Below are 20,394 nucleotides of genomic sequence, written 5' to 3'. Positions count from 1 at the left end.
CGGGACGTGACGGGGCGTGAACTACGCTCGACGGCGACCCCGTCCGCGCTCGCGGACGGGCTCGTACGCGCAGGTGGACGGAGCGTGACCGGTGACGGATCAGGCGGTGGGCGGGGAGCACCTCCCGCCGGAGACGGCGGACGTGCCCGCCGCGGCGGTACCGGGCCGGCGGGACGCGGGGCCCCGCCAGGACCTCGCCGCCGCCCGCCCGGCCGTCCCGGCGCCCCTGCCCGAGCCCGCCGCCCCGTCCGAGCCCGGCGGACCCCGGGCCGCCCGGTCCGCCACGGGCTTCGCCGGCCGCCGCCGCGAGCTCAAGGAGCTGCGCGCCGACATCGCCCGCGCCGGTCTGGACACCCTCTCCGGACGCAAGGGCGCGCGCAGCCGGGTGCTGCTGATCGCCGGACGCCCCGGTTCCGGCCGTACGGCGCTCGCCGAGGAACTGCTGCGCGAGCTGGCCGGCGACTACCCCGACGGGGTGCTGCGGGCCACGCTGACCGGGCCGGGCGCCCGGCCGGCCGACACCGCCCGCACCGCCCGCGACCTGCTGGCCGACCTCGGCGAGGAGGCCCCGCCGGGCGCCTCTGAGGACGAGCTGACCGAGCTGCTGCGCGGTGCGCTCGCCGGACGCCGGGCGCTGCTGTTCCTGGACGACGCCCCGGGCGCCGACGAGGTCGAGCCGCTGCTGCCGGACGCCCCGGACTGCCTGGTGGTGGTGGTCTCCCAGGGGCCGCTGACCGGTATCCCGGACGTCCGGCCGTGCGCCCTGGGCGGCCTGGACAGCGCCGCGTGCGTCGAGGTCCTGGCCCGCTACGCCGGACCGACGCGGATCACCGTCGACCCGCGGACCGCCGAGAGCGTCGCCGAGGAGTGCGGTGGCCAGCCCGCCGCGCTGGTCCTGGCCGGTGCCTGGCTCGCCGCCCGCCCCAAGTCCTCGGCCGCCGATCTGCGCCAGGCGCTGGGCGCCGTCCCGCTGCCGGAGGGCCTGCCCAGCGGGGCCCGCCCGCTCTTCCGCGCCTTCCACCTCGCCCATGCGGCGCTGCCGCCGCCCGCCGCGCGGATACTGCGGCTGACCACCCTGGCGCCGGCCGGCCTCGTGGACGCGCAGATCGCCTCCGCACTGGCCGGCTGCTCGGTGGCCGCGGCCGCCACGGCGCTGCGCGACTTCGCCGCGCTCGGCCTGCTGCGACCGCTGGCCGCCGGCGACGAAGCGGACTGTGCCACCCGTACACCCGACGCCGCGCTGCTCCCGCGGTACCGCCTCCCCGGCTGCCTCGATGCGCTGGTGCGCGAACTGCTCCACGCGCACGAGCGGCCGGCCGAGATCCAGCTGGCCCGCGCCCGGATGCTGGAGCGGACCGTACGGCTGCTGCAGTCGTGCCGGGCGATGGGCGAGCCGGACGGTTCCCCCGCCCGCCAGCAGGTCGCCGGGCTGCCCCGCTCGCTCCGCTTCAGCTCCCGGCAGGCCGCCGCGCACTGGCTGAGCAGCCGCCGCGGCGCACTGCTCGACGCCGCCCGCATCGCCGTCGCGGACGGTGAACTGGACACCCTGGACCGGCGGTTGATGGCCGCGCTGACCAGGACGCTGCTCGCGCACCGGGGCCCGAAGGGCGCGGCGCCCGACCTCTACGCGCTGCACGGGCTCGTCCTGCAGGTCGCCGAGCGGCGCGGGCTGGCGCGCGAGAAGGCCGCCGCGCTGCTGAACCTCGCCGATCTGGACGGCCAGGCGGGCCGGACCGCCCAGGCGGCCACCCGCTACCGGGGCGCGCTGGAGGCGGCCCGTTCGGTGAAGGACCCGGTGGCCACCGTGCGGGCGCTGGAGTCGCTGGGCGGCACCTACACCGACCTGGGCGACTGGCAGCGGGCCGCGGACTGGTTCGGGCGGGCGCTGGAGCTGCGGCTCGCCCGCGGCGAGGCCGAGGCGGTGGCGCGGCTGCACGGCCGGATCGGCGGGGTGTACGTCTCCGCGGGGCGGTGGGACGAGGCGCTCAAGGAGTGGCGGGCGGCGGCCAGGACGCATCGCCGGCTGGGCGAGACGGCCGGCCAGGCGCGCGCGATGGGGGAGGTGGCCCGGGTCCAGGAGTGCGCGGGACGGCCCGAAGAGGCGTTGCGGACCTGCCGTGAGGCCCTCGAAACCGCCCGGAAAGCGGACGACGGACGGCTGCAGGCGGTGCTCCAGCTGCGGATTGCGGACACCCTCGAACGGCTCGGCGACCCGGCAGCGGCAGGGGTCCATCGCGCCGTGGGGGAGCGCCTCCTCGAAGATCACCCGGATTGACCTGCGAAATCGGTAGTGCCTCTGGCAGAAATTAATGCTTTGCAAGGCTAGACAAGAGCAGGTCCTTCAATAGACTGGCTGGGCCGCGTACGGCGCGGTCAGTTCCGTCATGCATCGCATGAGGGGATAATTCCTCCTGCACCCTCTCATTCAAGGACCGTGATCGACGTGAAGGTCGGCATCCCCCGCGAGGTTAAGAACAACGAGTTCCGCGTGGCCATCACGCCCGCCGGAGTCAATGAACTCGTCCGCCACGGCCACCAGGTCTTCATCGAGAAGGACGCCGGCCTCGGCTCGTCCATCACGAACGAGGAGTACGTCTCCGCCGGCGCCACCATCCTCGGCACCGCCGACGAGGTCTGGGGCACCGCCGACCTGCTGCTGAAGGTCAAGGAGCCGATCGCGGAGGAGTACCACCGCCTCCGCAAGGACCAGACGCTCTTCACCTACCTGCACCTGGCCGCCTCCAAGGAGTGCACGGACGCCCTGCTGGAGTCCGGCACCACCGCCATCGCCTACGAGACCGTCGAGACGGCCGGCCGCCAGCTGCCGCTGCTCGCCCCGATGTCCGAGGTCGCGGGCCGGATCGCCCCGCAGGTCGGCGCGTACCACCTGATGCGCCAGGCCGGCGGCCGCGGTGTGCTGCCCGGTGGTGTGCCCGGCGTCGCCGCCGGCAAGGCCGTCGTCATCGGCGGTGGCGTCTCCGGCTGGAACGCGGTGCAGATCGCCGTGGGCCTCGGCTTCCACGTCACCCTGCTCGACAAGGACATCAACAAGCTCCGCGAGGCCGACAAGATCTTCGGCACCAAGGTGCAGACGATCGTCTCCAACGCCTACGAGCTGGAGAAGGCCGTCGTCGAGGCCGACCTCGTCGTCGGTGCCGTCCTGATCCCGGGCGCCAAGGCCCCCAAGCTGGTCACCAACGAGCTCGTCGCCAAGATGAAGCCCGGAAGTGTCCTTGTCGACATCGCGATCGACCAGGGCGGCTGCTTCGAGGACTCCCGTCCCACCACGCACGCCGAGCCGACCTTCCCGGTCCACAACTCGGTCTTCTACTGCGTCGCCAACATGCCCGGCGCGGTGCCGAACACCTCCACCCACGCCCTCACCAACGCCACGCTGCCCTACATCGTGGAGCTGGCGAACCGCGGCTGGGTCGAGGCGCTGCGCCGTGACCCGGCGCTGGCCAAGGGCCTGAACACCCACGACGGCAAGGTGGTCTACCAGTCCGTCGCCGAGGCCCACGGCCTTGAGCACGTCGAGCTGCGCACCCTCCTCGGCTGAGGCCGCGTCAACGAAGCGTGTCAACGCTGCACATCCGGCCGGGCCTTGGCGACAGGGCCCGGCCGGTCGCATGTGTGCCCCGCGAGGTGCGCCGTTCTGGAACGTCGTCTCTCAACTCGCCGCGAACGTAACCCTTTAACCGATTCGCGTACCCCCGAAACATCGGTCCGATACCGCTCGCGCCCTTGACATCGGGGGGTCCGGTTACCGACACATCGTGCCGGGTCCGGTGGATTGTGTTGCTGCGGACGCCCGACACGCCATAGAGTCGCCAACCGTCGGCATGGTGCCACGCTGACCTATCGATAAAGTTTCCTGGTCACGTCCAAGGAGGTAAGACGACTTGTGAATGAGTCGACATTTACTCCCGGAGGTGGTCACCCAGGAGCGGTTGCACGGGGCCAGGGTCCCTCGGGGCTCGAGGCTGTCGGCTCCGTCGCGGTCCACACCTTCGCAACGCACCAGAGCATTTCCACGACAGCCCACCAGAGTATGGACGGCCATCACGTGAACGCCATGGCCGGCGACCGGGGCAGTGGAGAACCCGCCCGTCTCGCCGACTACGACGACCTGCCCGAGGGGCACTTCTACGATCCGGACGCGGAGTACGAGCCGGACCCCGAATACGCCGCGACGCTCGCGCCGGACGCCGCGCGCCAGCGCCGCGAACGCGTCGGCCCGACCGGACGCCCGCTCCCCTACTTCCCCATCCCCGGCCCGCTCTCCGAGCACGGCCCGGCGAAAATCATCGCGATGTGCAACCAGAAGGGCGGGGTCGGCAAGACCACCTCGACCATCAACCTGGGCGCCGCACTCGCCGAATACGGACGACGGGTGCTGCTCGTCGACTTCGACCCGCAGGGCGCTCTGTCGGTCGGACTCGGCGTCAACCCGATGGAGCTCGACCTGACGGTCTACAACCTGCTCATGGAGCGGGGCATGTCGGCCGACGAGGTGCTCCTGAAGACCGCGGTCCCCAACATGGACCTGCTGCCCAGCAATATCGATTTGTCAGCGGCAGAGGTGCAGTTGGTCAGCGAGGTGGCCCGGGAGTCGACCCTGCAGCGCGCCCTGAAGCCGCTGCTGGCCGACTACGACTACATCGTGATCGACTGCCAGCCCTCCCTCGGTCTGCTCACCGTCAACGCCCTGACGGCGGCTCACAAGGTCATCGTGCCGCTGGAGTGCGAGTTCTTCGCGCTGCGCGGTGTCGCGCTGCTGACCGAGACGATCGAGAAGGTCCAGGAGCGGCTCAACCCCGAGCTGGAGCTCGACGGGATCCTGGCGACGATGTACGACTCCCGTACGGTGCACAGCCGTGAGGTGCTGGCGCGCGTCGTCGAGGCCTTCGACGACCACGTCTACCACACCGTCATCGGCCGTACGGTCCGCTTCCCCGAGACCACCGTCGCGGGCGAGCCGATCACCACGTACGCCTCCAACTCCGTCGGTGCCGCCGCCTATCGCCAGCTCGCCAGGGAGGTGCTCGCCCGGTGTCACGCCGAGTGAGTTTGCCGGGAGCCGACGAACTGTTCCGTACCACCGGGGGAGTGGGGCTGCAGCCCTCCAGCCCCCGTCGCACCACGAACGGTTCGGCGGCCGCGGCCAACGGCGAGGCGTCCCGCGTGCCCGCGCCGGCCGGCGAGCCCGAACCGGCGTCGGAGACGCCGGAGGCGGCCACCGCCGTCCGGCAGCGGCGCTCCGGCAGCGGCTCGGACGCCGCGGCGACGGCCGGTGACGGTGGACCGGCCACCCCGCCCCGGGTGCCCGCGGTCGGGCCCCCGGCCGAGCACGGCGGCCGCGAGGCGGACGGCGACGGGGCCAAGGGCCACCGCGCCCAGGCGGGCCAGTCCGGCCCGTCCGGTCCGGATGCCGCCGCGGCCGCCGTACAGGCCGGTGGCCAGGGCCGCCGGCGCGGCGGCGGCCGCGGTGCCAACCGCCGCCCCAGCGGCCGGGAACGGCACGACGAGAAGATCACCGTCTATGTCTCCGCCGAGGAGCTCATGGACCTCGAACACGCCCGCCTGGTGCTGCGCGGCGAGCACGGCCTGGCCGTCGACCGCGGACGGATCGTCCGCGAGGCGGTCGCCGTCGTCCTCGCCGACCTGGAGTCGCGGGGCGACGCCAGCATCCTGGTACGCCGGCTCCGCGGCCGCTGAGGCGGTACCCGGGCGGCATCGCCGCCGCGGTGCAAAAACGTCCCGCCGGGTGGGGCTCGGCCGCGTCGGGGCCGGTCGGCGGCGATTGCGCGGGCCACGCGGGATAGCCTGCCTTCTCCGCGGGTCATCCCGCGCGTGACCAGCCCGTCGCCTCCGGCGCGGGACCGCAGCACCATGGACCGCGATGCCGACGACCAACGACGACACCCCCGCGCCCCGCGCCCGCAGACCACTCGGACGCGGGCCGGGTGCGGGGCCGGTGGCGGCACAGGCGCCCGCGGAGCAGCCGGTGGCGGACGAAGCGCCAGTTGTGGAAGAAGCGCCGGTCGTCCACGAGGCGCCGGTCGCGGACGCGACGCCGGAAGCTTCAGAGGCACCGGAGGCACCAGGGGCACCGGAGTCGGCGGGCGTGCCGGAGGCGGTGGACGAGCCCGCGACGACGGCTGCACCGGATGCGGTGGACGAGGCCGAGGAGGCCGGCACCTCCGAGAAGGCCCGCCCTGAGGGCGGCGATGCGACCTTCACCCTGCGGCTCGACAACTTCGAGGGCCCCTTCGACCTCCTGCTGCAGCTGATCTCCCGGCACAAGCTGGACGTCACCGAGGTCGCGCTGTCCAAGGTGACCGATGAGTTCATGGCGCACATCCGGGCCATGGGGCCGGACTGGGACCTGGACCAGACCACCGAGTTCCTCGTCGTCGCGGCGACGCTGCTGGATCTGAAGGCCGCCCGGCTCCTGCCGGCCGCCGAGGTGGAGGACGAGGCGGACCTCGCGCTCCTGGAGGCCCGCGATCTGCTCTTCGCCCGGCTGCTGCAGTACCGCGCGTACAAGCGCATCGCGGACATCTTCAGCGGCCGGCTGGCGGACGAGGCGCGCCGCCACCCCCGTACGGTCGGGCTGGAGCCGCACCACGCCGAGCTGCTGCCCGAGGTCGTCATCAGCATCGGGGCCGAGGGCTTCGCCAGGCTCGCGGTCAAGGCGATGCAGCCCAAGGCCAAGCCGCAGGTCTACGTCGACCACATCCACGCCCCGTTGGTGAGCGTGCGGGAGCAGGCCGAGGTGGTGATGGCGCGGCTGCGGGAGGCGGGCGAGCGCACCTTCCAGGAGCTGGTCGCGGACGCGCCGGACACCCTGACCGTCGTGGCGCGCTTCCTGGCCCTGCTGGAGCTCTACCGGGAGCGGGTGGTGACGCTGGACCAGGAGGAGGCCCTGGGGGCGCTCACGGTGCGCTGGACGGGCGCCGAGGGGGCCGAGCCGGTGGTCACGGACGAGTTCGACCAGGAACCGTCGCAGCGCGCCGCCGAGGCGGAGCGGGGCGGGCGAGCGGAAGAGGAGCGGGTATGAGCGGCGCGGCCGGCGGCGAGGCGTACGACATCACGGAGACCGGCGCGGTCGGCGGCGGCCCCGAAGAGGGCTCCGAGGCGCCCACGGGGGCGCTGGGCGTCGCCGAGCTGGCGCTGAAGCCCGCGCTGGAGGCCGTCTTGATGGTCGTCGACGAGCCGGCGACCGAGGAGCACCTGGCCAGGGTGCTGGAGCGGCCCCGGCGCGCGGTCGCGCTCGCGCTGCGCGAGCTGTCCGACGACTACACCCGTGAGGGCCGCGGTTTCGACCTGCGCCTGGTGGCCGGCGGCTGGCGCTTCTACTCCCGTGCCGAGTACGCGGACGCGGTGGAGGGCTTCGTCCTGGACGGCCAGCAGGCCCGGCTCACGCAGGCCGCATTGGAGACTCTGGCCGTGGTCGCGTACCGTCAGCCGGTCAGCCGTTCCCGTGTCTCGGCCGTTCGCGGAGTCAACTGTGACGGTGTGATGCGCACGCTCCTCCAGCGCGGACTGGTGGAGGAGGCGGGGACGGAACCTGAAACAGGTGCGATCCTGTACAGGACGACGAATTACTTTCTGGAGCGGATGGGCCTGCGCGGCCTGGACGAGCTCCCTGAGCTCGCACCGTTCCTCCCGGAGGCGGACGCGGTCGAGGGTGACTCCGCGGAAGGTATCCCGTCGTTCGACGTAGACGACAGCGGCGACTCTCAGACGGATCATTGATGCGAAGCAGCGGCAGGAACAACAGGGACAGCGGGCGCGGCAACTACCGCGGCGCGGGCAACAAGAAGGACGAGAAGCAGCAGCGCGCCGGCCGCCCCCGTCCTGAGGAGCGCCGCTACGACGTGGGCGGCACCGGCGGGGCCGGCGGCTCCTCGGAGCGCAAGGACGAGCGCAAGGGCGGCGGCAGCCGGGGCGCGGCGGCCCGCGGCGGCGCCAAGGGCGGCCCCCGTACGGGCGCCGCATCCAAGGGAGCCCGTCCGGGCGGCAAGGGCGGCGGTCCGCAGCGCGGCCGCGGCCAGGCGCCCGCGCGTCCCCGCGAGTACGACGCCCAGGTCGAGGAGCGCAACCGCGCCCGGCACAACAAGCCGCAGGTCAAGACCCCCAAGACGTTCGGGGAGCAGGAGGGCGAGCGGCTGCAGAAGGTGCTGGCCAGGGCCGGTATGGGCTCGCGGCGGGCCTGCGAGGAGCTGATCGACCAGGCGCGGGTCGAGGTCAACGGCCGCATCGTCACGGAGCAGGGCGTCCGGGTCGACCCGGAGAAGGACGAGATCAAGGTCGACGGCCTGACGGTCGCCACCCAGTCGTACCTCTTCTTCGCGCTGAACAAGCCGGCCGGCGTCGTCTCCACGATGGAGGACCCGGACGGCCGCCAGTGCCTGGGCGACTACGTCACCAACCGTGAGACGCGGCTGTTCCACGTCGGCCGGCTGGACACCGAGACCGAGGGCATCATCCTGCTCACCAACCACGGTGAGCTGGCGCACCGCCTGACGCACCCGCGCTACGGCGTCAAGAAGACCTACCTGGCCGCCATCCAGGGCCCGCTCCCGCGCGACCTGGGCAAGCAGCTCAAGGACGGCATCCAGCTGGAGGACGGCTACGCCCGCGCCGACCACTTCCGCGTCGTGGAGAACACCGGCAAGAACTACCTCGTCGAGGTGAGCCTGCACGAGGGCCGCAAGCACATCGTGCGCCGGATGCTCGCCGAGGCCGGCTTCCCGGTCGACAAGCTGGTGCGGACGGCCTTCGGCCCGATCGCGCTGGGCGACCAGAAGTCGGGCTGGCTGCGCCGGATGACCAACACCGAGGTCGGCATGCTGATGCGCGAGGTCGAGCTGTAGCTCTCGCCGCCGGGGCCCGCCGCAGGGCCCCGTAGGCGACCCCGCCGCGCCGGGGCCGGCCTTGCGCCGCCCACCCGCCACCCCTTAACGTCATCATGACGATTAAGGGGTGGTTTTTGATGCAGTCCACGGGGGCGGCCCGGTCCACGGGAGCGACGGGATCCGGGTCGGCGGCGACCGGCGCGCTGATCGGGCTGGCGCTCGGCGACGCGCTCGGCTTTCCCACCGAGTTCAACGACGTGCCGGCCATCCTGGCCAAGTGCGGCCCATGGCGGCGGATGGCGCTGCCCCGGCCCGCCATCGTCACCGACGACACCCAGATGACGCTGGCGCTGGGGCGCGGGCTGCGAACGGCCCTGGCGGGCGGCGAGCCGGCTCCGGAGCGCCTCGTAGGACCGGTGCGCGAGGAGTACGTCGCCTGGTGGCGCTCGCCCGACAACAACCGGGCGCCGGGCGGCACCTGCCTGCGCGCCTGCGAGCTGCTCAGCACCCCGGACCGGCCATGGGCCGACGCCAGCCAGATCGGGTCGAAGGGCTGCGGCGCCAATATGCGGGTCGCGCCCATCGCCCTCGCACCGGGGCTGACCCCGCAGCAGCGCTCCGGCGCCGCCCAGCTGCAGTCCGCGCTGACCCACGGGCACCCCACCGCGCTCGCCGCGAGCGATCTGACCGCCCGCGCGGTGCGCGCCCTCGTGGACGGCGCCAGGCCCGCCGAGCTGACCGGCCTGCTGCGCGCGTACGCCCACGGCCGGCGCACCGTCTACCGGGAGGACTGGCTCGGCGATCTGTGGCGGCGCGGCCAGGACCCGTCGCCGACCGCGTTCATCGCCCGCGGCTGGGACGAGTGCCTGGGCGCCTTGGACCGGCTGGAGGCCGCGCTCGCCGCACCGGACGCGGAGGCCGACCCCTGCCTGGCCACCGGCGCCGGCTGGATCGCGGAGGAGGCGCTGGCCACCGGGCTGCTGTGCTTCCTGCTCTTCCCCGACGAGCCGCTCACCGCGCTGCGCCGGGCCGCCTGCACCTCCGGCGACTCCGACTCGATCGCCTGCCTCACCGGGGCCTTCGCCGGGGCCCACCTCGGTGCCGGCGCCTGGCCCGAGGAGTGGGCCGCCCGTATCGAGTACCGCGAGGAGCTGCTGGCGCTCGGGGCGGCCTGGGACGCCTGAGGCCCCGGGCCCGTTCAGGCGGCCCCGGGGGCCGAGGAGCCGCCTTGGCCGAGTGCCGAGGCCCGCCGGGCCCGGAACAGGAAGTCCGCGATCCGGGCCCGGTCCGGCTCCGCCGGCAGCGGTGAACCGGACACCGCCGCCTCGGCCTCCTCGGACAGCCGCGCCATCCGCCGCTCGACCACGTCCCAGGCCACCTCGCCGCGCCGGACCGCCAGCAGCTCCTCCCGGTCGCCGCCGACGTCCAGCGTCAGCGCGCCCGTACGGAGCAGGTCCCGCGAGCTGGCCAGCAGGCGCAGCAGATGCATGGCGTGCTTCCAGCGGGGCGCGCCGTGCCGCCGCAGATCGGCCCGCAGCTGTTTGAGCTGCCCGGCGGCGTAGCCGGCGAAGGTGCGGTGGACCTGGCGGGACAGGAACGCCTCGCGCAGCGCGAGCAGCTCCCGTCCGGTGCCGTCGAGGCGCTCGACGAGCGGGGAGTGCAGGCACTCCAGGACGGTGGGGTTGGCGCGCAGCGCCAGCTGGCAGAAGCGTTCCAGCTCCCAGGAGAACTCCTCCTCGCGGGGCCCCTCCACATGGGTCGGCGGCTTCTCGAAGCCCCAGAAGAGCCTGGTCGGCGCGAGGAACACCCCGCGCCGGTCGGTGTCGCTGCTCGCGGTGGCCAGCCCGAAGGCGCGCGAGCCCATCACGCACGCGTAGATGGTGTGCTCGGCGACCAGGGAGTGGCCCGATTGGCCGGTGGCTGCGGACATGGCGGCGATTGTGGCCGGGGGAGGGGCGATGTGTCACCAGGTTTGCGCGCCGGTCCGTGGCCGGCGGGAGACCGGTCACCGCCGGTGCCCGGCCGGTCGCCGCACCCGCGCACGGGCGTCCCGGCCCGTCGTGCGGTCACCCGTCGTGTACGGAATGTCAGTGCGGCTGGTTACGCTGATCAGTGCGTGCACAGGTGCGTGAACGCGGCACACGACGCAGGGGAGCAGTGACGTGGCGGTACGAGCGGTCCGCGGGGCCGTCCAGCTGGAGCGGGACGACGCCGGGCATATGCAGGAGCAGGTCGGCGAGCTGCTCACCGCCCTTCTGGAGCGCAACGGTCTGATCGTGGACGACCTGATCAGCGTGTGGTTCACCGCCACCCCCGATCTGCACAGCGACTTCCCGGCCGCCGCCGCGCGCGCCCTGGGCATCACGGACGTCCCGCTGATCTGCGCCCAGGAGCTGGCCGTCACCGGCGCCATGGAGCGTGTGGTGCGGGTGCTCGCCCATGTCGAGACCGGGCTGTCCAAGGCCGGGATCGCCCATGTCTACCTCGGCGCGGCCGGGGCGCTGCGAAAGGACATCGCGCAGTGAGGACCGCACTCGTCATCGGAACGGGCCTGATCGGCACGTCGGCCGCCCTCGCGCTCAACGCACGGGGCGTGCAGGTCTTCCTGGAGGATCACGACCAGGCCCAGGCCCTGACGGCCGCCGCGCTCGGCGCGGGCGTCGCCGAGGCGCCCCCGGGGCCGGTCGATCTGGCCATCGTGGCCGTGCCGCCCGCCCATGTCGCGGCGGCGCTGGCCGACGCCATAGGGCGCGGCGCGGCCCGCGCCTACATCGACGTGGCCAGCGTCAAGGGCGGCCCGCGCCGCGAGCTGGAGGCGATGGGCTGCGACCTGGCCGGCTATCTGGGGACGCACCCCATGGCCGGCAAGGAGCGCTCCGGCCCGCTGGCCGCCACCGCCGACCTCTTCGAGGGCCGCCCCTGGGTGCTCACCCCGACCCGCGACGGCGACACCGAGGTGCTCAACCTCGGCCTGGAGCTGGTCGCGCTGTGCCGGGCCGTCCCCGTGGTGATGGACGCGGACGCCCACGACCGCGCCGTGGCCCTGGTCTCGCACACCCCGCAGCTGCTCTCCAGCCTCGTCGCCGCCCGCCTCAAGGGCGCCGACGAGACCGCCGTGCGGCTGTGCGGCCAGGGCATCCGCGATGTGACGAGGATCGCGGCCTCCGATCCGGCGATGTGGATCGACATCCTGTCCGCCAACCCCGGCCCGGTCGCCGACGTGCTCGCCGAGATCGCCGCCGACCTGGACGAGACCGTACGGTCCCTGCGGGCCCTGGAGTCCACCGACGAGGAGAAGCGCGGCAGCGGCGCCGGCGGCATCGAGGACGTGCTGCGGCGCGGCAACGCCGGGCGCGAGCGGGTCCCCGGCAAGCACGGCGCCGCCCCGGCCGCGTACGAGATCGTCGCCGTCTACATCGGCGACCAGCCCGGCGAGCTGGCCCGGATCTTCGCCGACGCCGGCCGCGCCGGGGTCAACATCGAGGACGTCCGCATCGAGCACGCCACCGGTCAGCAGGCCGGCTTCATCCAGCTCATGGTCGAGCCGCAGGCGGTGCCGGGGCTGACCGCGGAGCTGCGGGAGCGGGGCTGGTCCATCCGGCAGTGACACCGTGGACGGCGCCGTGCGGGTGAGCCAGTAACCTTGTGCGAGGCCCTTATGGCCTTGGACCCCCGCCCCGTGTAACAAGAAAGGTGTTCGTCACCGTGGAAACCGCCGCTCGGACCGCCCCGGCTGCAGTGATTGTCGCCATCGACGGCCCCGCAGGCACGGGCAAGTCCAGCACGTCCAAGGCCGTCGCCGCCAAGCTGGGATTCGGCTACCTCGACACCGGTGCCCAGTACCGCGCGATCACCTGGTGGATGCTGAACAACGGCATCGACGTCCAGGACGCGACCGCCGTGGCCGACGCCGCCGCCAAGCCCGTGATCGTCTCCGGCACCGACCCGGGCGCCCCGACCATCACGGTCGACGGCCTGGACGCCGCGGGACCGATCCGCACCCAGGAGGTCACCTCCGCGGTCAGCGCCGTCAGCGCGGTCCCCGAGGTGCGGGCCCTGATCACCGACCTGCAGCGCTCCATCGCCGCCGCGGCCCCGCGCGGCATCGTCGTCGAGGGCCGGGACATCGGCATCACGGTCCTGCCGGACGCCGACCTCAAGATCTTCCTGACCGCCTCCCCCGAGGCCCGGGCGGCCCGCCGCAGCGGCGAGCTGAAGGGCAAGGAGGCCACCGACCTGGCCGCCACCCGCGAGGCGCTGATCAAGCGGGACGCCGCCGACTCCTCCCGCAAGACCTCCCCGCTGGCCAAGGCGGACGACGCGGTCGAGGTGGACACCACCGAGCTGACGCTGGAGCAGGTCATCGAGTGCGTGGTCACCCTCATCGAGGGCGTCAGCGCCGAAAAGGCGGGACTCGCGCGGTGACCGACCGGGGCGGGGCGCCGGGCACGGCCGGCGCCGGGGCCGGGCAGCGGTCCGGCATCCCGAGCGCCGCGGGTGCCGCGGTCGGCCGGCGGATCGGCATCGGCCTGATGTACGGGCTGTGGCGGCCGCGGGTGCTGGGCGCCTGGCGGGTGCCGTCGTCCGGCCCGGTGATCCTCGCCGTCAACCACTCGCACGGCATCGACGGCCCGATGCTGATGGGCACCGCGCCCCGGCCGGTGCACTTCCTGATCAAGAAGGAAGCCTTCGTCGGCCCGCTGGACCCGTTCCTGCGGGGCATCGGGCAGCTGAAGGTGGACCGCTCATCCGCCGACCGCAGGGCGATCACCGACGCGCTCGGGGTGCTGGAGCGCGGCGGGGTGCTGGGGATCTTCCCGGAAGGCACCCGCGGCGAGGGCGACTTCGCCTCCCTGCGGGCGGGCCTGGCGTACTTCGCGGTGCGCTCCGGGGCGCCGGTCGTGCCGGTGGCGGTGCTCGGCGGCAAGGACCGCCGCAGCCGGCTGACCTCGGCGGTGCCGCCGCTGCGGGCCCGTATCGACGTCGTCTTCGGCGACGCCTTCGAGGCGGGCGACGGCACGGGGCGGCGCACCCGCAAGGCGCTGGACGCGGCGACGGTGCGCATCCAGGAGCGGCTCACCGCCCACCTGGCCGAGGCACGGCGCCTGACCGGGCGCTGACCCACACTTGAGTGGTGGACCGCGGAGCGCGGCCCGCCACTCGCGAAGACCACGCGGCGGCAGCCGCACATTGAATGCGTGAGGAACGGACTTCATGAACGACCAGATCCCCACCGGCGACGAGCACGGTGCGCTTGGCGACGCCGAGTACGCGGAGTTCATGGAGCTCGCCGCGGAGGAGGGCTTCGACCTTGAGGAGGTCGAGGGCGACATCGCCGCGGCCGGCCACGGCCCGCTGCCCGTCCTCGCCGTCATCGGCCGCCCGAACGTCGGCAAGTCGACGCTGGTGAACCGCATCATCGGCCGCCGCGAGGCGGTCGTCGAGGACAAGCCGGGCGTCACCCGCGACCGCGTCACCTACGAGGCGGACTGGAACGGCCGCCGCTTCAAGGTCGTCGACACCGGCGGCTGGGAGCAGGACGTGCTCGGCATCGACGCATCGGTCGCGATGCAGGCCGAGTTCGCCATCGAGGCCGCCGACGCGGTCGTCTTCGTCGTCGACGCCAAGGTCGGCGCGACCGACACCGACGAGGCCGTCGTCAAGCTGCTGCGCCGCGCCGGCAAGCCGGTGGTGCTGGTCGCCAACAAGGTCGACGGCCCGTCCGGCGAGGCCGACGCCGCCATGCTGTGGTCGCTGGGCCTCGGCGAGCCGCACCCGATCTCCGCGCTGCACGGCCGGGGCACCGGCGACATGCTCGACGCCGCGCTGGAGGCGCTGCCCGAGGCGCCCGCGCAGACCTTCGGCGCCACCGTCGGCGGCCCCCGCCGGATCGCGCTCATCGGCCGTCCGAACGTGGGCAAGTCCTCGCTGCTGAACAAGGTCGCCGGGGAGGAGCGGGTGGTGGTCAACGAGCTGGCCGGCACCACCCGCGACCCGGTCGACGAGATGATCGAACTGGGCGGCAAGACCTGGAAGTTCGTGGACACCGCCGGTATCCGCCGCCGGGTGCACCTCCAGGAGGGCGCCGACTACTACGCCTCGCTGCGCACCGCGGCGGCCGTGGAGAAGGCCGAGGTCGCAGTCGTCCTGATCGACGCGGCGGAGTCCATCAGCGTCCAGGACCAGCGGATCATCACGATGGCCGTGGAGGCCGGACGCGCCCTGGTCATCGCCTACAACAAGTGGGACAACCTCGACGAGGAGCGCCGCTTCTACCTGGAGCGCGAGATCGAGCGGGACCTCGTCCAGGTCCCGTGGGCGATGCGGGTGAACGTCTCCGCGCGCACCGGCCGCCACATGGAGAAGCTGGTCCCGGCGATCGAGACCGCGCTGGCCGGATGGGAGACCCGCATCCCCACCGGGCGGCTGAACGCCTTCCTCGGTGAGATCGTGGCCTCCCACCCGCACCCGATCCGCGGCGGCAAGCAGCCCCGCATCCTCTTCGGCACCCAGGCCGGCACCAAGCCCCCGCGCTTCGTCCTGTTCGCCTCCGGCTTCCTGGAGGCCGGCTACCGCCGCTTCATCGAGCGCCGCCTGCGCGAGGAGTTCGGCTTCGACGGGACGCCGATCCACATCTCGGTGCGGGTGCGCGAGAAGCGCACCAAGAAGAAGTAGCGAGCGGGGCGTCCCGGCCTTCCGGGACGCCCCGGGCGCCGCAGCGGCCGCCTGGCGGGACGCCGGCCCGGGAGCGGGTCAGCGGCCGTGCCGGCGGCCGTCGCGCTGTCCGGGGGGCAGCGCCGGGACATGGCCGCGCGGGGGTTGGTACGGCTGGCGGCCCACGACCTCCCAGTGGCCCGTGGAGGCCGTCGTACGGCCCCAGTTCCCCGTGCCGCGCAGCGTCTCCGAGGTCTCCGGCTCGTCCGAACGGTCCCCGGGCAGGGCCCGGAAGGAGCGGCGGTACTCGGCGTACAGCGCGTCGTAGATCGGCGTGGCCGAGCCGCGGTCGGTCGTGTGCGTCGGCCCGTGTTCGTGCGACGGGCGCATGCCGGGGATCTGGTGGGAGTACGGGGCGCGGGAGGAGGGGTCGTATGCGTGCACGTATGTGCCAACGACCCCGATGGCCGTGGGATGCGGCTTTCCTGCGGAAATGGCCGATCGCGGGGGCATGACCGGCCGAATCGGCGGTCCTGCCCCCGCGATCGGGTGGCGCGGGGCGGTCAGGTGCCGGCCAGCGGCATCGCGGCGGCGACCAGGGCGTCCCGGGCGGCGGCCTCCTCCAGCGCCTGCCGCATCAGGTCCTCGCGGGGCTGGTGGCCGATGGTGCCCGCGGGCGCGGCGTACATCAGGACCGTTTGGGCCTTGTTGGCGGCGGCGCGCCAGCCGTCGGAGACCGCCAGCGGCTGGTGGGCCTGCCACCAGGCGGCCTGGTTGCCGGCGCTGCCGGGCTGCAGGACGGCGTGCAGTTTGCCCATGGCCAGCAGCGCGGACCAGCCCGGGTTGAGGGTGGGGAGCCGGTTCATGTCCTTCACCGGCTGGAAGCCCTGCTCCATCAGCAGCGGGAGGAAGTCGTCGGTCAGGCCGGCCGAGCCGGGGCGGGCGATCGGGCCGTCCGGCTCGACCACCAGGGCGGGGCGCAGATCGCCCTCGATCAGCACCAGACCGCAGGTGATCCCGAGGGTCGCCTGGCGCTCGTTGCCGGGGGCCGGGCCGGTCGGCGCGGCCCCCGGTGCGGGAGTACGGGGGGCGGCGTCCTCGCCGGTGATGGAGCGCACGGCTCCCTGGAGCTGCTCCTCGGACACCGGGACGACCTGCGAGGGGATGCATGTGGCATGGGCGAACGCGAGCACCGCGGTCTCCTCGCCCACGAACAGGACGGTGCTGGTGCGCTCCTGCTCGCTGTCGCCTGGGGTGCGGCAGGAGGTGCAGTCGTAGCTGCCGGGGGCGTCGCCACCGGCCAGCAGGCGGTCGGCTTCTTCGTCGCCGATCTCGGCGCGAACGTCGTCGCTGACGTCGAGCATGCGCGGCACGGGTGGCTCCTCGATCTCTGTGCGTCTGCCGGGCGGTCTCCCGGCTCGTACAAGGACAACGGGTGACCTGCGGCAGGAGTCACGCGACGACGGGAACAGAATCGAACCAATCCCCGCACAGCGGAAAACCAAGGAAAGGCGCCCAGGAACCGGTCACTTACCGCCAGCTTTCGTGTAGAACGTGGCGCAGTTGGCGGCGTTTTGTACACCGGAGCGGGTGGGACCGGGGCGTGGAGGGCGCGGCGCGCGGGTCGGCGGCGGACGGCTGCCTACCGTCACCGGCTATGTCGGACAACTCTTCGGCGCCGCGGCGCCGCGCGGGATCCGCCGGGCTGCTCCCCGCGGTGGCCGCGGTCCTGGTCCTGTGCCTGCCTGGTGGCGCCGCCGCCGGCGCGGGGCCGGACGGCGGCGGCGGCGGCGGCGGTGGCGGCGGTGGCGGCGGCGCGAAGAAACGTCACGCCTGCGCCGACGACCAGTGGCCCTGGGGCTGTCTCGCCGAATGCGAGAGCAGCGGCGACTGGCGGACCAACACCGGCAACGGCTACTACGGCGGACTCCAGTTCTGGCAGCCCACCTGGGAGGCGTTCGGCGGCCTGCGCTACGCGCGGCGGGCCGACCTCGCCACCCGCGACGAGCAGATCCACATCGCCAAGAGGGTGCAGGCCGCCCAGGGCTGGGGCGCCTGGCCGGTGTGCGCCAGGCGCTACGGCCTGATCGCCAAGGGGCGTACCTATGTGGTGCGGCGCGGGGACACGCTCGGCGAGATCGCCCGCACCCACCACGTCAAGGGCGGCTGGCGGACGCTCTACAAGGCCAACAAGCCGCTCGTGGGCGGCAACCCGAACCGGCTGCGGGTCGGCACCAAGCTGCTGCTTCCCGGACCGGCCGCCCCCGGGCGCAAGGGGGAGCACCAGCATGCGGCATCGGACGAGGGATGGGAATTGTGGCCCGAAGGTTCCCTGCTCTCGCTACCGATGCCCTAACTTTTTCGGAACATCTTGGCGAAAGCGCCCAACCGGGAACCCCGTTTCGCGGTCTTCCCCTGCAGTGAACAGGACGCGTCGTGCCTTCGCGAGGGGAGCACGACGCCGTCCGCGGGCAGCGCGGGAACGACCGGAAGACCAGGGGACGCGGGGACGGATGCACATCTCATTCCTGATTCACAACGCGTACGGGATAGGGGGGACGATCCGCACGACGTTCAATCTGGCCCGCACGCTCGCCGAACGGCACGACGTCGAGATCGTCTCCGCGCTGCGCCACCGCGACGCCCCGGTCTTCGACCTCGGTCCCCGCGTCGCGCTGCGGCACCTCGTGGACATCAGGGAGTCCGGCCCGGACGGCGCCGACCCCGCGCACGCCCGTCCCGCCAGGGTCTTCCCCGCCGCCGAGGGCCGCTTCGCCCAGTACAGCGAGCTGACCGACCACCGGATCGCCCAGCATCTGCGGCGCACCGAGGCGGACGTGGTGGTCGGCACCCGGCCCGGACTCAATGTGCACATCGCCCGGCAGACGCGCCGCGGGCCGGTCCGCATCGGCCAGGAGCATCTGACCCTGGACACCCACAGCCGGGCGCTCAAGCTGGCGCTGCGCGGCGCCTATCCGCGCCTGGACGCGGTCACCACCGTCACCGAGGCCGATGCCCGCGCCTACCGCAGCAGGCTGCGGCTGCCCGGAGTGCGCATCGAGGCGGTGCCCAACAGCGTGCCCGCGCCCGCCCTCGCGCCCTGCGACGGCAGCGGCAAGTGGGTGGTCGCGGCCGGCCGGCTCGCCCGGGTCAAGCGCTACGACGTCCTCATCCGGGCCTTCGCGCAGGTCGCCGCGGAGCGCCCCGACTGGCGGCTGCGGATATACGGCGGCGGGACCGAGAAGGCCGCGCTGCGGGCCCTGATAGACGAACTCGGCCTGTACAACCACGTCTTCCTGATGGGCCCGGCCAACCCCCTGGAGCCCGAGTGGGCCAAGGGCTCGATCGCCGCGGTCTCCTCCAGCCTGGAGTCCTTCGGGATGACGATCGTCGAGGCGATGCGGTGCGGTCTGCCGGTCGTGGCCACGGACTGCCCGCACGGGCCCGGCGAGATCATCGCCGACGGGGTGGACGGCAAGCTGGTGCCGGTCGGCGATCCGCAGGCGATGGCCGGCTCGCTGCTCTCGCTGATCAACGACGACGACGCCCGCAAGCGCATGGGCCGCGCCGCGCTGGCGGCGTCCGCCCGCTTCGACCCCGACCGGGTCGCCGGGCGCTATGAGGCCCTCTTCGACGAGCTGCTGGCCGCGCGGCGGGCCAACCGGCTGCGCGGCGGGCTGCACCGTGCCCGGGGCGCGCTGCTCAGCGGCGCCTACGCCACCAAGGACGCGGCCCGCGCCGCGCTGGGAGGGGTGCGGACGGCATGACCGGGTCGAGCCAGTTGACCGCGACCGGAGACGAGACGAAGGAGTCGGCCGCCATCGATCAGGAACCCACGGCCGCGGCGGGCGCGGGCCGCGAAGGCGGCGAGCGGCGGTCCGCCGCGCCGCGGGGGCGGGCCGGCGGCGCGGGTGCGCCCGGCGAACTGCGGGCGGACTGCATCGCCGACTCCGCGGGCGGCCTCACCTTCGATCTGACCGCCCCCGAGGGCACCCCGGCCGGCTGGAGCGCGGCACTGGTGCTGCGGCTGCGCGGCGGCGACGGGGCGGACGACGAGGTGCGGCTGCCGCTCGGCCCGAACGGCGCCGGCCGGCTGCGCGCCGTGCTGCCCAGCACCGTCGCGCTCGCCGAGGGCCGCTGGAACGCCTATGCGGACCTCGGCGACGGCCAGGACCCCCGGCGGCTGCTGCCGGGCGTCAACGACCTGCGCTCGCTGGTGGACCGCCGTCCGCTGGCGGGCATCGGCCGGCTCGGCGTACGGATCCCGTACGCGACCAAGTACGGCAACCTCGCGCTGCGCAGCTGGCTGCGCGGGCCGCACGCCGAGGCCGGCGACATCCTCGTGGGGCCCGACGGCATGACGGTCTCCGGCCGGCTCTACGGCGCCGTCCCGGCGGCCGGCGCCCAGGCCGAGGCGCGCGCCCGGCGGATACCGGGGCGGCCGGGCGACGTCCCGCCCGCCGTCACCGTCCCACTGGCCGTCGACGGCTCGGAGTTCACCTTCACGCTGCCGTACGGGGAACTGGCCGGCCACTGGGAGCGGGGCAGCGAGCCCTGGGACCTGTGGCTGCGCCCCGCCGACGGCGCCCGGCCGGTCCGGATCGCCCGCCTGCTGGACGATGTCGCGGACAAGAAGCAGGTCTTCAGCTACCCCGCGCTGCCGGTGGACTGCGCGGCCGGCCAGGTCAGAGTCGGCCCGTATTACACACTCGACAACGACCTGGCCGTACGGGTCGCCGGACCGGACGGGAGCTGACGGGGCGTCCGCCGCGGCGGACGCTCCCCGGACCGGGCGGCCCCGCGGCGGCCGGCCCTCGTACCGGACGGCCCCGTATCGGGATCGAGGACCGCCGCCGTCCGCGGACACTGCGAGACT

Annotated in this window: 19 protein-coding genes; 16 read left to right on the top strand and 3 right to left on the bottom strand. The window is 73.8% G+C overall.

Annotation, left to right across the window (positions count from 1 at the left end; genetic code table 11):
- Positions 1–91: 91 nt before the first annotated feature.
- The 8 genes from ACZ4NB_RS29625 to ACZ4NB_RS29590 all read left to right on the top strand — a co-directional run bounded on the left by ACZ4NB_RS29625 (position 92) and on the right by ACZ4NB_RS29590 (position 10,048).
- Complete coding sequence (locus ACZ4NB_RS29625) at positions 92–2,275, top strand: tetratricopeptide repeat protein (RefSeq protein WP_467666114.1); 2,184 nt, start codon at positions 92–94, stop codon at positions 2,273–2,275.
- 168 nt (positions 2,276–2,443) lie between these two features.
- Positions 2,444–3,559, top strand: coding sequence for an alanine dehydrogenase (ald, locus tag ACZ4NB_RS29620; RefSeq protein WP_467666142.1), 1,116 nt, complete (start codon positions 2,444–2,446; stop codon positions 3,557–3,559).
- Between the two features lie 492 nt (positions 3,560–4,051).
- Entirely contained in the window at positions 4,052–5,068 is a 1,017-nt protein-coding gene (locus tag ACZ4NB_RS29615) for a ParA family protein (RefSeq protein ID WP_393494890.1), read from the top strand.
- Entirely contained in the window at positions 5,065–5,718 is a 654-nt protein-coding gene (locus ACZ4NB_RS29610; protein WP_467666113.1) for a hypothetical protein, read from the top strand. The genes ACZ4NB_RS29615 and ACZ4NB_RS29610 overlap by 4 nt, the downstream gene beginning before the upstream one ends.
- A 184-nt stretch (positions 5,719–5,902) precedes the next feature.
- Positions 5,903–7,063, top strand: coding sequence for a segregation and condensation protein A (locus ACZ4NB_RS29605; RefSeq protein ID WP_467666112.1), 1,161 nt, complete (start codon positions 5,903–5,905; stop codon positions 7,061–7,063).
- A complete protein-coding gene (scpB, locus tag ACZ4NB_RS29600) occupies positions 7,060–7,761 on the top strand; it encodes an SMC-Scp complex subunit ScpB (protein ID WP_467666111.1) in 702 nt (233 codons plus the stop codon). Before ACZ4NB_RS29605 ends, scpB begins: the two co-directional genes overlap by 4 nt.
- A complete protein-coding gene (locus ACZ4NB_RS29595) occupies positions 7,761–8,882 on the top strand; it encodes a pseudouridine synthase (RefSeq protein WP_467666110.1) in 1,122 nt (373 codons plus the stop codon). Before scpB ends, ACZ4NB_RS29595 begins: the two co-directional genes overlap by 1 nt.
- A gap of 119 nt (positions 8,883–9,001) precedes the next feature.
- On the top strand, positions 9,002–10,048 hold the full coding sequence (locus ACZ4NB_RS29590) for an ADP-ribosylglycohydrolase family protein (RefSeq protein ID WP_467666141.1): 1,047 nt from the start codon (positions 9,002–9,004) through the stop codon (positions 10,046–10,048).
- A gap of 14 nt (positions 10,049–10,062) precedes the next feature.
- On the opposite strand, the gene ACZ4NB_RS29585 is transcribed toward ACZ4NB_RS29590, so the two are convergent.
- The gene (locus ACZ4NB_RS29585) at positions 10,063–10,794 is read right to left on the bottom strand and encodes a nucleotidyltransferase domain-containing protein (RefSeq protein WP_467666109.1); all 732 of its coding nucleotides are present in this window, start codon (positions 10,792–10,794) and stop codon (positions 10,063–10,065) included.
- Between the two features lie 232 nt (positions 10,795–11,026).
- On the opposite strand from ACZ4NB_RS29585, the gene aroH reads away from it, so the two are divergent.
- The 5 genes from aroH (at position 11,027) to der (ending at position 15,539) form a co-directional block, all read left to right on the top strand.
- A complete protein-coding gene (gene aroH, locus ACZ4NB_RS29580) occupies positions 11,027–11,389 on the top strand; it encodes a chorismate mutase (protein ID WP_467666108.1) in 363 nt (120 codons plus the stop codon).
- Positions 11,386–12,471 carry a prephenate dehydrogenase gene (locus ACZ4NB_RS29575; protein ID WP_467666107.1) on the top strand — a complete coding sequence of 362 codons (1,086 nt, stop codon included), beginning with the start codon at positions 11,386–11,388 and terminating at the stop codon, positions 12,469–12,471. Before aroH ends, ACZ4NB_RS29575 begins: the two co-directional genes overlap by 4 nt.
- Before the next feature lie 86 nt (positions 12,472–12,557).
- Positions 12,558–13,289 (top strand): (d)CMP kinase, encoded by a 732-nt coding sequence (cmk, locus tag ACZ4NB_RS29570; protein WP_467666106.1) that lies wholly within the window; start codon positions 12,558–12,560, stop codon positions 13,287–13,289.
- A gap of 107 nt (positions 13,290–13,396) precedes the next feature.
- Complete coding sequence (locus ACZ4NB_RS29565; RefSeq protein WP_467666140.1) at positions 13,397–13,984, top strand: lysophospholipid acyltransferase family protein; 588 nt, start codon at positions 13,397–13,399, stop codon at positions 13,982–13,984.
- A 94-nt stretch (positions 13,985–14,078) separates the two neighbouring features.
- Entirely contained in the window at positions 14,079–15,539 is a 1,461-nt protein-coding gene (der, locus tag ACZ4NB_RS29560; protein ID WP_467666105.1) for a ribosome biogenesis GTPase Der, read from the top strand.
- Between the two features lie 78 nt (positions 15,540–15,617).
- Here the strand turns inward: der and ACZ4NB_RS29555 are convergent, their stop codons facing one another.
- Positions 15,618–15,962, bottom strand: coding sequence for a hypothetical protein (locus tag ACZ4NB_RS29555; RefSeq protein ID WP_467666104.1), 345 nt, complete (start codon positions 15,960–15,962; stop codon positions 15,618–15,620).
- A gap of 119 nt (positions 15,963–16,081) precedes the next feature.
- On the bottom strand, positions 16,082–16,891 hold the full coding sequence (locus ACZ4NB_RS29550; RefSeq protein ID WP_467666103.1) for a hypothetical protein: 810 nt from the start codon (positions 16,889–16,891) through the stop codon (positions 16,082–16,084).
- Positions 16,892–17,175: 284 nt separating this feature from the next.
- Between ACZ4NB_RS29550 and ACZ4NB_RS29545 the strand changes: the two genes are divergently transcribed.
- The 3 genes from ACZ4NB_RS29545 (at position 17,176) to ACZ4NB_RS29535 (ending at position 20,274) form a co-directional block, all read left to right on the top strand.
- The gene (locus ACZ4NB_RS29545) at positions 17,176–17,874 is read left to right on the top strand and encodes a transglycosylase family protein (protein WP_467666102.1); all 699 of its coding nucleotides are present in this window, start codon (positions 17,176–17,178) and stop codon (positions 17,872–17,874) included.
- Between the two features lie 157 nt (positions 17,875–18,031).
- Positions 18,032–19,285: a glycosyltransferase family 4 protein gene (locus ACZ4NB_RS29540; protein WP_467666101.1), complete on the top strand. Its 1,254-nt coding sequence runs from the start codon at positions 18,032–18,034 to the stop codon at positions 19,283–19,285.
- The gene (locus ACZ4NB_RS29535; protein WP_467666100.1) at positions 19,282–20,274 is read left to right on the top strand and encodes a hypothetical protein; all 993 of its coding nucleotides are present in this window, start codon (positions 19,282–19,284) and stop codon (positions 20,272–20,274) included. The genes ACZ4NB_RS29540 and ACZ4NB_RS29535 overlap by 4 nt, the downstream gene beginning before the upstream one ends.
- Positions 20,275–20,394 lie beyond the last annotated feature (120 nt).

The sequence above is a fragment of the Streptomyces sp. NPDC026575 genome (assembly GCF_055567415.1).
This window is presented reverse-complemented; position numbering and strand designations above follow the sequence as displayed.